Below are 11,535 nucleotides of genomic sequence, written 5' to 3'. Positions count from 1 at the left end.
GGCCAGGCCGCGGGTGATGAGGGAGCCCTTGGCGTTGTCGCCCAGGCCCATGCCGCCGGCGATGCCCACGGCGAGCGCGATGACGTTCTTGACGGCGCCGCCGAGTTCGCAGCCGACCACGTCGGTGTTGGTGTACGGGCGGAAGTACCCGGTGTGGCAGGCGGCCTGGAGGCGGCGGGCGACGGCCTCGTCGCGGCAGGCGACGACGGAGGCGGCCGGCTGGCGTTCGGCGATCTCGCGGGCGAGGTTGGGGCCGGACAGGACGGCGATGCGTTCGGGTCCGGCGCCGGTCACCTCGGCGATGACCTCGCTCATCCGCTTGCTGGTGCCCAGTTCCACGCCCTTCATGAGGGAGACCAGCACGGTGTCGGCGGGCAGCAGCGGGGTCCAGGCGGCGAGGTTCTCGCGCAGCGTCTGGGAGGGCACGGCGAGCACCGCGAACTCGGCGCCCTCGGCGGCGCGTGCCGGGTCGGCGGTGGCGTGCACGCCGTCCGGCAGCCGGATGCCGGGCAGGTAGTCGGGGTTGACGCGGGTGCTGTTGATGGTCTCGGCGAGGGCCGCGCGGCGGCCCCACAGCGAGACCCGGGCCCCGGCGTCGGCCAGCACCATGGCGAAGGCGGTCCCCCAGGAACCGTTGCCGAACACGGCGACGCGCGTCACTCGCTGATCTCCTTGACGTCCTGGCTCCGCGGGAGCGGGGCGGGGGCACGGTCGGTGGTGTCCGGACGGGCGGCGGGGGGCGCCGTACGCTCCCGTTCGAGCACGTAGCGCTGGGCCGGCGGCTGCTCGTGGCGGATGCCGGCGAGCTGTCCGGTGATGGCGTCCATGATGCGTTCGGTGGCGAGGCGCAGCACCTCGGCGGTGGGTTCGCTGTCGTACAGGTCGCTCAGGTCGACCGGGGGGCCGGCCACCACGGTGAGGGTCTTGCGCGGGAAGAGCCGGAACTTGCGTTCCTTCGCATAGGGCGGCATCGCCTCGTGGGCGCCCCACTGGGCCACCGGGATCACCGGGGCGCGGGTGAGCAGGGCCACCCGGGCGGCGCCGGTCTTGCCGCTCATGGGCCACAGGTCCGGGTCGCGGGTGAGGGTGCCCTCCGGGTAGAAGGCGACGCACTCGCCTTTGTTGACGGCCTCGACGGCGGCGCGGAAGGCGCCGGCGGCGTCGGAGGTCTCGCGGTAGACCGGGATCTGGCCGGTGCCGCGCATCATGAATCCGACGAAGCCGCTCTTGAAGAGGCCGACCTTGGCGAGGAAGCGCGGAACGCGTCCGGTGTTGTACTGGAAGTGGGCGTAGGAGAGCGGGTCGAGGTAGGAGTTGTGATTCACGGCGGTGATGAATCCGCCGTGGCCCGGAATGTTTTCCTGGCCCCGCCAGTCCCGCTTGAACAGGATCAGCATCGGGGGTTTTACCAGAAACGCGGCGCATCGGTAATAGAGGCCGATTCGGCGGCGGGACACTCGGACACCATCTCCTCTTGCACTGCTCCGGCACGGCCTTGCGGGAGCGCCGGACAAGTGTCGCTCCAGGCGGTTTGGCTGTCCAGCGGGGCATCGCTGCCCCGTGGGCATCCTGTGACCTTACGTCCCGGGGCCCGTCACGGGGAGGCAGACTGGGCGGAGGTCCGCAACCGGGAGGGGAACGTGATGCCGCAGCAGGCCGGATGGTCGCTGATCGTGCCGCTGAAGCCGCTGGCGCGGGCGAAGAGCCGGCTGGTGGCGGTGGCTGCCGGGGAGCGGCGCGCGGGGCTGGTGCTGGCCTTCGCCGAGGACACGGTGGCGGCGGCGCTGGCGTGCCAGGCGGTACGGGATGTGGCGGTTGTCACGGATGATCCGGTGGCCGGGCGGCGGCTGGCGCGGCTGGGGGCCGATGTGGTGCCGGACGTCGCGCGCGGCGGGCTGAACGCGGCGCTGGCGCACGGCGCGGAGGTGGTGCGGCTGCGGCGGGGTGCTGCGGCGGTGGCGGCGCTGGGCGCCGATCTGCCCGCGCTGCGGCCGGTGGAGCTGGCGCGGGTGCTTGCCGCGGCGGCGGCGCATCCGCGGGCGTTCGTGGCGGACGCGGCGGGGGTGGGCACGACGGTGCTGACGGCGCGGGAGGAGGCGGCGCTGGCCCCGGCGTTCGAGGGGGCGTCGCGGGCGCGGCACCGGGACTCGGGGGCGGTGGAGCTGGTGCTGCCCGGGGTGGAGAGTGTGCGGCAGGACGTGGACACGGGGGCGGATCTGCGGCGGGCGCTGGTGCTGGGGGTGGGACCGCGCACGGCGTGCGCGGTCCGCCGGGTCACAGTGTCTGGAGTGTCACCAGGGTGATGGGGCCGGCCGGGGTGCCGTCGGCGGTCTCGATGCGGACCCGCTGACCGGGGCGGAGCAGCAGCAGCCCGCCGGCGGCGAAGGCGTCGGGGCCGAAGTCCACGGGGGTGCCGTCGTCCAGCAGCACGCTGCCGCTGCGGGTGTCGGTGTCGAAGGTGTACGCGGTGGCCTGCATGCGGGCATCGTAGTGCGGCGCCGGGGGCGGGCACACGCGCGCGGGCCGGGCTCCCCGGTGGGGAGTCCGGCCCGCGGGACGGTGGCTTCGCTGCCGCGGTTCACCCGCGGCGCGCGGTGGCCTTCTTGGCAGTGGTCTTGCGGGCCGAGGCCCGCTTGGCCGGAGCCTTCTTGGCGGTGGTCTTCTTGGCCGGGGCCTTCTTCGCCGTGGTCTTCTTGGCGGTGGCGGCCTTCTTGGCGGTGGTCGCCTTCCTCGCGGTGGCCTTCTTGGCGGTGGTGGCCTTCTTTGCGGTGGCCTTCTTGGCGGCGGTGGCCTTCTTCGTGGCGGCCTTCTTGGTGGTCGTGCCACCGGAGAGGCTGCCCTTGGGGGCCTTCTTCACCGCGACGTCGTTCTTCGGGAGCTTCTTGGTACCGGCCACCAGGTCCTTGAAACCCTGCCCCGCCCGGAAACGGGGGACGGAGGTCTTCTTGACCCGGACCCGCTCGCCGGTCTGCGGATTGCGCGCGTAGCGGGCGGGGCGGTTGACCTTCTCGAACGACCCGAAACCGGTCACCGAGACCCGCTCCCCGGCCACCACAGCCCGGATGATGGCATCGAGAACGATGTCCACCGCGTCCGCGGCCTGCTGGCGGCCGCCGAGCTTGTCTGCAATCGCTTCTACGAGCTGCGCCTTGTTCACGTCTTCCCCTTCGCAGGCATGGCTGGAACGAATGTGTTCAAGCTTTTTCGCACGTTAGGCAGATATATTCCGCAAATCAAACGTGAAACGGGCGAATCACCCTTGTGTCGCAACGAACTCGACCATCACGCGGTTCCATCACGGCGCGGGGCCGGTGGATCGGGCGGGACGCGCCCGGCGTCGACGTCCGCGATCAGCCGCTCCAGGCGGCGGGCGGCACCGGGCAGGTCCTGCTTGGCCGCCGCCGTGATCACCAGCAGCTTCCGGGTGAGGGCCTGCCGTACGGGCTCGGGCACTTGTGCGGTACGCACCGCACGGTGCGCCTCTTTCAGCCGAGCGGCGACGAGGTCGTACAGCTCAGGTTGACCGTCGCGTTCCATACGCCGATTGTGCCACCTTGCATCCGCTCTCGCCCGGTAAGGTCCCAATAGCCGTGTCCCGCCAGGTCGTTCGGCCGGTCACACGCCACCGCCCCCGTCCGGAGGGCCGGTCGGGGGCGGGCGATTGCGGGCGCGGGTCAACGACGCCCGGGGGCACGGTGGTTCAGAGGGTCAGCGTGCGCGGTTTGTGGGCGGGACGGCGTGCTTCGAAGGCGGCGATGGCGTCCTCGTTCTGCAGCGTGATGCTGATGTCGTCGAGCCCTTCGAGCAGCCGCCAGCGGGCGTTCTCGTCCAGTTCGAACTCGGCCTCGATGCCCTCGGCCGTCACGGTGCGGGTGACGAGGTCGACGGTGACGGCGGCGGCCGGGTCGGCTTCGGTGAGCTGCCACAGCGCCTCGACGGTCTCCTGCGGGAGCACCACCGTCAGCAGGCCGTTCTTGAGCGAGTTGCCCCGGAAGATGTCGGCGAAGCGGGAGGAGATCACCGTCTTGAAGCCGTAGTTCTGCAGGGCCCACACGGCGTGCTCGCGGGAGGAACCGGTGCCGAAGTCCGGGCCCGCCACCAGCACGGTGGCGCCGGAGCGTTCCGGCCGGTTGAGAACGAACTCCGGGTCCTTGCGCCATGCCTCGAACAGGCCGTCCTCGAAGCCGTCCCGGGTGACCTTCTTCAGCCAGTGGGCCGGGATGATCTGGTCGGTGTCGACATTGGAGCGGCGCAGCGGCACGGCCCGCCCGGTGTGGGTGGTGAATGCTTCCATGGCTCAGACCTCCACGGGGACGGGGACGCCGGCCAGATCGGCCGGGGACGCGAGGGTGCCGGTGACCGCGGTGGCGGCGGCCACCTGCGGGGAGACCAGGTGGGTACGGCCGCCCTTGCCCTGCCTGCCCTCGAAGTTGCGGTTGGAGGTGGAGGCGGAGCGCTCGCCGGGGGCCAGCTGGTCGGGGTTCATGCCCAGACACATGGAACAGCCGGCGTGCCGCCACTCGGCGCCCGCCTCGGTGAACACCTTGTCCAGACCCTCCTGCACGGCCTGCAGGGCCACCCGGACCGACCCGGGCACCACCAGCATCCGCACCCCGTCGGCGACCTTGCGCCCCCGGAGCACGTCGGCGGCGGAGCGCAGGTCCTCGATGCGGCCGTTGGTGCACGAGCCGACGAAGACGGTGTCCACGGAGATGTCGCGCAGCGGGGTGCCGGCGGTCAGGCCCATGTACTCCAGGGCCTTCTCGGCGGCGAGGCGCTCGCTGGGGTCGGTGTACTGCTGCGGGTCGGGCACGGCGGCCGACAGGGGGGCGCCCTGACCGGGGTTGGTGCCCCAGGTGACGAACGGCGCCAGCGCCGCGGCGTCGATGACGACCTCGTGGTCGAAGACGGCGTCCTCGTCGGTGCGCAGTGTCTTCCAGTAGGCGACGGCCTCGTCCCACTCGGCGCCGACGGGGGCGTGGTCGCGCCCGCGCAGATAGGCGAACGTGGTCTCGTCCGGGGCGATCATGCCGGCCCGGGCGCCGGCCTCGATCGACATGTTGCAGATGGTCATGCGGGCCTCCATCGAGAGCTTCTCGATGGCCTCGCCGCGGTATTCGATGACGTAGCCCTGGCCGCCGCCGGTGCCGATCCTGGCGATGATCGCGAGGATCAGGTCCTTGGCGGTGACGCCCTCGGGCAGCTCGCCCTCGACGGTGATCGCCATGGTCTTGAACGGTGCCATCGGCAGCGTCTGGGTGGCCAGTACGTGCTCGACCTGGCTGGTGCCGATGCCGAAGGCCAGCGCGCCGAAGGCGCCGTGGGTGGAGGTGTGGCTGTCTCCGCAGACCACCGTGGTGCCCGGCTGGGTGAGCCCCAGCTGCGGGCCGACCACGTGCACCACGCCCTGCTCGTCGTCGCCCAGGGAGTGCAGCCGGACGCCGAAGTCGGCGCAGTTCTTGCGCAGGGTCTCCAGCTGGGTGCGGGAGACCGGGTCGGCGATCGGCTTGTCGATGTCCAGGGTGGGCGTGTTGTGGTCCTCGGTGGCGATGGTGAGGTCCGTGCGGCGCACGGCGCGGCCGCTCTTGCGCAGTCCGTCGAACGCCTGCGGGCTGGTCACCTCGTGCAGGAGGTGGAGGTCGATGAACAGCAGATCGGGCTCTCCCTCCGCACGCCGGACGACATGGTCGTCCCAGACTTTCTCCGCCAGTGTCCGTCCCATCGCGTTCCCTCCGCTCCATGTGGCCGCCGTCCGCTCCCCGCGTACCGGACGGTGGCCGGGCCCACCTCATCGCGGGCCCCGGCAGTCCAGGGTGGCGTCTTCCCGGGAAAAAGGAACTTGCGTTTCACAGTGTGAGACGCGAGTATCGTTGCATGGACAATTCACGTGGCGACTCCAGCGGAGTGGGCGTACTGGACAAGGCGGCCCTGGTTCTGGGCGCGCTGGAGTCCGGCCCCGCCACGCTGGCCGGGCTGGTGTCGGCCACGGGACTGGCCAGGCCCACCGCGCACCGCATGGCCGTGGCCCTGGAACACCACCGGCTGCTGGCCCGCGACATGCAGGGCCGGTTCGTGCTGGGCCCGCGGCTGGCGGAGCTGGCGGCGGCGGCCGGCGAGGACCGGCTGCTGGCGGCGGCCGGGCCCGTGCTGACCCATCTGCGCGACCTCACCGGGGAGAGCGCCCAGCTCTACCGGCGCCAGGGCGACATGCGCATCTGCGTGGCCGCCGCCGAGCGGCTGTCGGGGCTGAGGGACACCGTCCCGGTGGGCTCCACCCTGCCGATGAAGGCCGGCTCGGCCGCCCAGATCCTGCTCGCCTGGGAGGAGCCGGAGCGGCTGCACCACGGCCTCCAGGGCGCCCGCTTCACCGCGACCGCGCTCTCCGGGGTGCGCCGCCGGGGCTGGGCCCAGTCGATCGGTGAACGCGAGCCGGGGGTGGCCTCGGTGTCCGCCCCGGTGCGCGGCCCCTCCAACCGCGTGGTGGCGGCCGTGTCCGTCTCCGGCCCGATCGAGCGGCTGACCCGGCACCCGGGCCGGATGCACGCCCAGGCCCTCATCGACGCCGCCGGCCGGCTCACCGAGGCGCTGCGGCGCGGCGGCGGTCACTGACCGCTCACACCTCCAGCCGCTGCGCCGCCCGCTCGCCGCGCCGCGCCACCGGCTCCACCCCGCCGACCGCGCCCAGACCGCCCACCGGCATGTTCAGGTAGATGGACTCGTGGGCGCCGGCCGGGACCACATAGGTCTCGTGCCAGAAGCCCACCCGGCCCCGGCCCTGGCGTATCCGCCGGTTGAACGCCGCCCAGGCCGGGCGGTGCTCCCCCTCCGGCGCCGACGCGTAGGCCAGCAGCCGCTCGTGGGACGACCAGTACTGCACGACCTGGATGGAGCGCGGCCCGCCCAGCAGCAGCCGGTACCCCAGCATCCCGCTGTCCGGATCGGCGGACAGCTCCCGGAGCATCCGGGGCATCGCCGTCAGCACCGGCCACCAGTGGCGCACCCGCCAGAAGCTGTTGATCCGCATCCCGATGAGGAACAGCGTGATCTCCCCCGTGGCCGCCGCCGTCATCCGGCCCTCGACGATCTTCCGGCTCATGCCGCACCCCGCCCTTCCGCTCCGTTCGCACAACCGATCACACCTTGGATAGTTGCGCTATCCATGATTGGATAGTGCCACTCCCCAACGCATCCGCGCAAGGGGGATCCGGAGAAAATGGGCTGGGGGCCGTATGCGGCTGGCGGAACTGAGCGAACGCAGCGGAGTGACCACCGCGACGATCAAGTACTACCTGCGGGAAGGGCTGCTGCCCCCGGGCGAGCGGATCTCCGCGACCCAGGCCGAGTACGGCGAGGAGCATCTGCGCCGGCTGCGGCTGGTCCGGGCGCTGGTCCAGGTGGGCCGGATCCCGGTCGCCACCGCCCGGGAGGTGCTCACCGCCATCGAGGACGACCGGGCCGACCAGCTCACCCGGATCGGCACCGCCGTCGCGGCCCTCCCCCAGCCGGCGCCGCCGCGCCGGCGCGATGAGACGGTCGTCACCGCCGAGGCCCTCGCCGAGGAACTCCAGCGGCGGCTCGGCTGGCGGATCGTGCCGGACAACCCCGCCCACCAGGCGCTGGTCACCGCGCTCGCCGCCCTGCTGCGGCTCGGCTACCCGTGCACCGTGGAGCAACTGCTGCCGTACGGGGCGGCCGCCGACGGGCTCGCCGCGCACGAGATCGCGCTGATCGGGGAGTTCGCCTCGCCGACCACCCAGCTGGAGGCCGCCGTCGCCCTCACCGTGCTCTACGAACCCGTCCTGCTGAGCCTGCGCCGCCTCGCCCAGGCCGAGGCCGCCAGCCAGCGGCTGCGCGGCCCGTCCTGAACAGCGAAAAGCCCTCCTTCTCACCGGGGTGAGAAGGAGGGCTGATACCGCGTACCCCCGACCGGATTCGAACCGGCGCTACCGCCTTGAGAGGGCGGCGTGCTAGGCCGCTACACAACGGGGGCCCACACAAGATCCCGAAGGATCCGTACCCCCGACCGGATTCGAACCGGCGCTACTGCCGTGAGAGGGCAGCGTGCTAGGCCGCTACACAACGGGGGCGGTGATCTGCGAGCAGATCGCGCTGGGCTACCAGGACTCGAACCTAGACTAACTGAACCAGAATCAGTCGTGCTGCCAATTACACCATAGCCCACCAAATCGCAACTCCTTGCGGGGAGTTTTGCTTGGTGTCCGCCGGGCTGGCCCGGCGACAGGAAGAACATTACCCGATGGGCGACGGTGCTCCAAAACGAGTTGTCCCGCCCGCCAGTTCTCTCAGCAGCAGATACGCCCGCTGGATGAAGGCCCCGTCCAGCGCGGGCGCGCGGTTGGCCACCGCGGCCAGCGCGACCTGCCGCTCGGGGCTGAATCCCACGAACGCGGTGCACCCCCGGGTCCCCCCGGAGTGAAAGAGGAGCAGATGCCCCGGCCGCCGCCGCGCGTTCCACACCAGCGCGATCCGGTCCTCCCCCGGGCGCACCACCAGCCGGGGCCTGGCCACCTCCGCCAGCGCCGTGGCCAGCGGGCCCTCGCCCCCCGCCGCCCGCACCGGGTCCAGCAGCGCCTCCAGGTACCGCAGCAGCTCATCGGGCCCGGCGTGCAGCGCGCCGGCCCCGGCCAGCCCCGGGATCCGCCAGGGCGGCCGGGCCCGGCCGTGCCAGTACCCGGTGGCGTCCCCGGCCGCCCCGGCGTTCACGCCGGTGCGGTGCAGCCCCAGCGGCCCCAGCACCCGGGACGCCAGTGCCTGTTCGTACCCGCCGTACGGCTCGCCCGCCGCACGGGCCAGCAGCATGCCGAGCAGTCCGACCCCGAAGTTCGAGTACCGCACCCGGGTGCCCGGGGCGGCCGAGGGCCGGGTGCGGGCCAGGGCGGCCAGCAGCTCGCCGGGGCCGTAGGCCGCGTACGGGTTGGAGAACCAGCGCGGCAGGGCGCTGCGCAGCAGCCCGGGCGGCAGTCTCGGCAGCCCCGAGGTGTGCGTCGCCAGGTGCAGCAGCGTGATGGGCGCGCCGCCGACGCGCCGGTACGGGGCGGCGCCGGGCGGCAGGAAGCGGTCGATCGGGTCGTCGTACCCGACCTCGCCGCAAGCCGTGAGTTCGGCCAGCAGCAGGGCGGTGTAGGTCTTGGTGACCGAACCGAGGGCGAACCGGGTGCCGGGTTCGGCCGGACGGCCGGTGGCGTGGTGCGCGGTACGTCCGCCGACCGCCACCAGGCGCTCGCCCGCGCGGTGCACCGCCACCGCCACGGTGCTGGCGCCCGGCGCGGCGGCGGCCAGCGAGGCGAGCAGTCCGGTGGCCACCGGGTCCGCCGCCCCCCGGTGCAGCGCCGTGGCGGCGGCCGCGTCCCTCGCGTTCCGGCGCAACGCGTCCGGCGGCGTCATGTCAGCGTGCGGGAGACCGCGATGCTCCCGGCGACGGCCGCGACCACGGCGGTGTGCTGGTGGTCGGCGAACCGCCGCGCCGGGTCCTCGCTCACCGGTTCGCCGTCGCGCGGCACCAGCCCGTCCGGGTGCTGGACGGCGGCGAGCGCCGCCCAGTCGGCCGGGTCGCACACCGGGTCGGGCAGGCAGGAGCCGACGATCATCAGCTCGGCGACCAGGTCCCACTGGGCGACCTCGCGCCAGATGTCCGTCCACACCGGCAGCCAGGTGGTGAGGTAGCTCGCGATCTCCGCGGGCAGTTCCTCGGGGCGGGCGCCCCAGTCGGTGAGGTGGAAGACCGTGTGGGTCATGGAGTAGGCGGTCATCCAGTCGATCGCCCACGGTTCGGGGGCGGCGCCCAGCCAGGTGGCGCGCGTGAGGTCGGCCCAGTCGTAGCCGTAGTCGAGTCCGGCCAGCCGGGCGGCGTTGGCGATGGCCAGCCGCCGGTTGGGCACGACTTCAGCGGCGCGCACCGAGCGCAGCCCCGCGTTGTGCCGCAGCAGGGCGTCCATGCCGGGGTGGCGGTAGCCGGCCCGGACGAAGTGGGCGTACATCTCCAGCGGGTCGGTGAGCAGCGCGTGCCGCAGCTGGCGTTCGTAGAGCAGGTCGCCCTCGCGCAGTTGCCGCCAGCCGAAGTCCAGGAGTTCCCGGGCGGCCCGCATGCGCTCGCTGCCCGCCGCGGATTCGCGCAGCACCAGGGAACCGGCGAGGGCGGCCTCGCCGAGCGGCTTGTAGACGCTGTTGGGGTCGCCGAGGTCGGCGGTGGTGCCCTCGGGCAGCGCGCCGTGGTCGCGGTGGGCGAGCAGCCAGCCGAAGGCGCGGATGGCCACCTGGTGGGCGATCGGGGTGACGGCGGTGGTCATGCGGTCCTCCCCAGCAGCAGCCGGGCCACCGCCAGATCGAGGGCGAGCCGGGGCTCGCCGGCGGCGTGCAGGGCGATGTGCTCGGTGAGCGCGGCGGGGTCCAGGGGCAGCGGTACGCCGTCCCGGTGGGCGGCGGCCAGCCAGCGTGCCAGCCGGGCGGCGGTGGGGTAGTCACGGCGCAGCAGGGCGCGGGTGGTGCCGCGGGCCAGGGCAACGGGGTGGCGGCGGACGACGGCCGGTACGGGGCCGGTGACGCCGGGGAGGGCGAGGGTGGCCAGCCGGGCGCAGACGCCCGACCAGCGCTGCCAGTCGGCGATGTCGGTGAGGACGGGGGCGGCGGGCGGCTGGGGTGTGTCGTCGGCGGCGCCGTCGCCGAGGGCGGCGATGAGCCGGCCGGTGGCCCAGTCGCGCCAGGCGATGGCCCAGTTCTCCAGCGGTCCTTCGGGCGGCGGCGCGGTGAGGACGGGTGCCGGGAAGACGGCGGTGGCCTGGGCGATGACGGCGAGGTCGCGGGGGTGCGGGGTGCCGCCGGTGAGGGCGTGGGGGGCGAGGACATCGGCGCCCAGCACGCGTACGGCGGCGAGGGCGGCTTTGGGGTCGGTGGCCGCTTCGGTGAACCGGGCGAGCGGGGCTGTGTCCCCGACCCCCCGCAGGGCATCGAGGACACGGCGGGCCAGCGCGGCGGTCGCTTCCGTGTACACGGCACGGGCGGCGCGTTCGGCGGATCCCGTCGTCACGGGCACTCCCGCAGTCCGCCGGGAGCCGGCCCGCGGCTCACCGGTCGCCCGGCTCCGCGGGGGTCTTCGGCGACAGCAGCAGGAGCAGGAGCAGGGCTCCGGCCGCTTCGGGTGAGTAGAGCGGGGCGTCGCTCAGCGGCGCCTCCGGTTCGGTCATCAGGGCCTGCGCGGCGGCTGCCTCCGCGGGGTCGGCGACGAGCGGGAGTGTCTTCTGCGCGAGCATGCATTGCCTCCTCATATCGGGTGCTTTGCGATGTCAGCGATACTGACGGGGCAAAACGCTACGCCGTCACCCGATATGTCGCATTTTGAGGGCGGAATGCCCCGCCACCGCCCCCCGGTGCACGGGGGGGGGGCCCCCCCCCCGGGGGGGGGCGGCCCCGGCGGGGGCCCCGCCCCCCGGCCCCCCCCCCCCCCCCCCCCCCCACCCCCCCCCCCCCCCCCGCCCCCCCCCCCCCCCCCCCCCCCCAAACCCCCCCCCCCCCCCCCAA

General features: G+C 73.5%; 15 protein-coding genes and 3 tRNA genes. 3 read left to right on the top strand and 15 right to left on the bottom strand.

Annotated features, from left to right (window positions below):
• Both ACFV5N_RS14665 and ACFV5N_RS14660 read right to left on the bottom strand, forming a co-directional pair.
• Positions 1-609 (bottom strand): NAD(P)H-dependent glycerol-3-phosphate dehydrogenase (locus ACFV5N_RS14665; protein ID WP_385598870.1); only part of this gene is annotated, 609 nt, incomplete at its 3' end.
• A 47-nt stretch (positions 610-656) separates the two neighbouring features.
• Complete coding sequence (locus tag ACFV5N_RS14660; protein ID WP_385598855.1) at positions 657-1,457, bottom strand: lysophospholipid acyltransferase family protein; 801 nt, start codon at positions 1,455-1,457, stop codon at positions 657-659.
• 186 nt (positions 1,458-1,643) lie between these two features.
• On the opposite strand from ACFV5N_RS14660, the gene cofC reads away from it, so the two are divergent.
• On the top strand, positions 1,644-2,303 hold the full coding sequence (gene cofC / locus ACFV5N_RS14655; protein WP_385598867.1) for a 2-phospho-L-lactate guanylyltransferase: 660 nt from the start codon (positions 1,644-1,646) through the stop codon (positions 2,301-2,303).
• Here cofC and ACFV5N_RS14650 read toward each other — a convergent pair.
• From ACFV5N_RS14650 to leuC, 5 genes are all read right to left on the bottom strand, one after another.
• Positions 2,275-2,478 carry a hypothetical protein gene (locus tag ACFV5N_RS14650; protein WP_385598852.1) on the bottom strand — a complete coding sequence of 68 codons (204 nt, stop codon included), beginning with the start codon at positions 2,476-2,478 and terminating at the stop codon, positions 2,275-2,277. The genes cofC and ACFV5N_RS14650 overlap by 29 nt on opposite strands.
• Positions 2,479-2,578: 100 nt before the next feature.
• Entirely contained in the window at positions 2,579-3,157 is a 579-nt protein-coding gene (locus tag ACFV5N_RS14645; RefSeq protein WP_385598849.1) for an HU family DNA-binding protein, read from the bottom strand.
• Positions 3,158-3,282: 125 nt separating this feature from the next.
• Entirely contained in the window at positions 3,283-3,537 is a 255-nt protein-coding gene (locus ACFV5N_RS14640) for a hypothetical protein (RefSeq protein ID WP_247484543.1), read from the bottom strand.
• 163 nt (positions 3,538-3,700) lie between these two features.
• Positions 3,701-4,294, bottom strand: coding sequence for a 3-isopropylmalate dehydratase small subunit (leuD, locus tag ACFV5N_RS14635; protein ID WP_385598847.1), 594 nt, complete (start codon positions 4,292-4,294; stop codon positions 3,701-3,703).
• Between the two features lie 3 nt (positions 4,295-4,297).
• The gene (leuC, locus tag ACFV5N_RS14630) at positions 4,298-5,722 is read right to left on the bottom strand and encodes a 3-isopropylmalate dehydratase large subunit (protein ID WP_385598845.1); all 1,425 of its coding nucleotides are present in this window, start codon (positions 5,720-5,722) and stop codon (positions 4,298-4,300) included.
• Between the two features lie 152 nt (positions 5,723-5,874).
• On the opposite strand from leuC, the gene ACFV5N_RS14625 reads away from it, so the two are divergent.
• A complete protein-coding gene (locus ACFV5N_RS14625) occupies positions 5,875-6,609 on the top strand; it encodes an IclR family transcriptional regulator (protein ID WP_026047726.1) in 735 nt (244 codons plus the stop codon).
• Between the two features lie 4 nt (positions 6,610-6,613).
• Here the strand turns inward: ACFV5N_RS14625 and ACFV5N_RS14620 are convergent, their stop codons facing one another.
• A complete protein-coding gene (locus tag ACFV5N_RS14620) occupies positions 6,614-7,096 on the bottom strand; it encodes a DUF4188 domain-containing protein (protein ID WP_385598843.1) in 483 nt (160 codons plus the stop codon).
• Between the two features lie 133 nt (positions 7,097-7,229).
• On the opposite strand from ACFV5N_RS14620, the gene ACFV5N_RS14615 reads away from it, so the two are divergent.
• Positions 7,230-7,865 (top strand): MerR family transcriptional regulator, encoded by a 636-nt coding sequence (locus ACFV5N_RS14615; RefSeq protein ID WP_385598840.1) that lies wholly within the window; start codon positions 7,230-7,232, stop codon positions 7,863-7,865.
• A 52-nt stretch (positions 7,866-7,917) separates the two neighbouring features.
• Here the strand turns inward: ACFV5N_RS14615 and ACFV5N_RS14610 are convergent.
• From ACFV5N_RS14610 to ACFV5N_RS14580, 7 genes are all read right to left on the bottom strand, one after another.
• Positions 7,918-7,990, bottom strand: a tRNA-Glu gene (locus ACFV5N_RS14610).
• A gap of 24 nt (positions 7,991-8,014) precedes the next feature.
• Positions 8,015-8,087: transfer RNA gene (locus tag ACFV5N_RS14605), tRNA-Glu, on the bottom strand.
• 22 nt (positions 8,088-8,109) lie between these two features.
• Positions 8,110-8,181 (bottom strand) — tRNA-Gln (locus tag ACFV5N_RS14600).
• 69 nt (positions 8,182-8,250) lie between these two features.
• Positions 8,251-9,405 carry a serine hydrolase domain-containing protein gene (locus ACFV5N_RS14595; protein WP_385598838.1) on the bottom strand — a complete coding sequence of 385 codons (1,155 nt, stop codon included), beginning with the start codon at positions 9,403-9,405 and terminating at the stop codon, positions 8,251-8,253.
• Positions 9,402-10,307, bottom strand: coding sequence for a DUF6895 family protein (locus ACFV5N_RS14590; RefSeq protein WP_385598835.1), 906 nt, complete (start codon positions 10,305-10,307; stop codon positions 9,402-9,404). The genes ACFV5N_RS14595 and ACFV5N_RS14590 overlap by 4 nt, the downstream gene beginning before the upstream one ends.
• Positions 10,304-11,044 (bottom strand): hypothetical protein, encoded by a 741-nt coding sequence (locus ACFV5N_RS14585; protein WP_385598833.1) that lies wholly within the window; start codon positions 11,042-11,044, stop codon positions 10,304-10,306. Before ACFV5N_RS14585 ends, ACFV5N_RS14590 begins: the two co-directional genes overlap by 4 nt.
• Positions 11,045-11,081: 37 nt before the next feature.
• Complete coding sequence (locus ACFV5N_RS14580; protein ID WP_385598830.1) at positions 11,082-11,267, bottom strand: hypothetical protein; 186 nt, start codon at positions 11,265-11,267, stop codon at positions 11,082-11,084.
• Positions 11,268-11,535: the final 268 nt, after the last annotated feature.

The organism is Streptomyces sp. NPDC059853 (genome assembly GCF_042731495.1).
Taxonomy (GTDB): Bacteria; Actinomycetota; Actinomycetes; order Streptomycetales; family Streptomycetaceae; genus Streptomyces.
Note: the sequence above shows the minus strand (reverse complement) of the source record. Positions and strands in the feature narration are given on the sequence as shown.

Excerpts from the sequence above, each read along its gene's own strand:
- cofC (WP_385598867.1), top strand. The coding sequence starts at position 1,644 with ATGCCGCAGCAGGCCGGATGGTCGCTGATCGTGCCGCTGAAGCCGCTG.
- ACFV5N_RS14590 (WP_385598835.1), bottom strand. The coding sequence starts at position 10,307 with ATGACCACCGCCGTCACCCCGATCGCCCACCAGGTGGCCATCCGCGCC.
- ACFV5N_RS14580 (WP_385598830.1), bottom strand. The coding sequence starts at position 11,267 with ATGCTCGCGCAGAAGACACTCCCGCTCGTCGCCGACCCCGCGGAGGCA.
- leuD (WP_385598847.1), bottom strand. The coding sequence starts at position 4,294 with ATGGAAGCATTCACCACCCACACCGGGCGGGCCGTGCCGCTGCGCCGC.
- ACFV5N_RS14620 (WP_385598843.1), bottom strand. The coding sequence starts at position 7,096 with ATGAGCCGGAAGATCGTCGAGGGCCGGATGACGGCGGCGGCCACGGGG.
- ACFV5N_RS14595 (WP_385598838.1), bottom strand. The coding sequence starts at position 9,405 with ATGACGCCGCCGGACGCGTTGCGCCGGAACGCGAGGGACGCGGCCGCC.
- leuC (WP_385598845.1), bottom strand. The coding sequence starts at position 5,722 with ATGGGACGGACACTGGCGGAGAAAGTCTGGGACGACCATGTCGTCCGG.
- ACFV5N_RS14650 (WP_385598852.1), bottom strand. The coding sequence starts at position 2,478 with ATGCAGGCCACCGCGTACACCTTCGACACCGACACCCGCAGCGGCAGC.
- ACFV5N_RS14640 (WP_247484543.1), bottom strand. The coding sequence starts at position 3,537 with ATGGAACGCGACGGTCAACCTGAGCTGTACGACCTCGTCGCCGCTCGG.
- ACFV5N_RS14625 (WP_026047726.1), top strand. The coding sequence starts at position 5,875 with ATGGACAATTCACGTGGCGACTCCAGCGGAGTGGGCGTACTGGACAAG.
- ACFV5N_RS14615 (WP_385598840.1), top strand. The coding sequence starts at position 7,230 with ATGCGGCTGGCGGAACTGAGCGAACGCAGCGGAGTGACCACCGCGACG.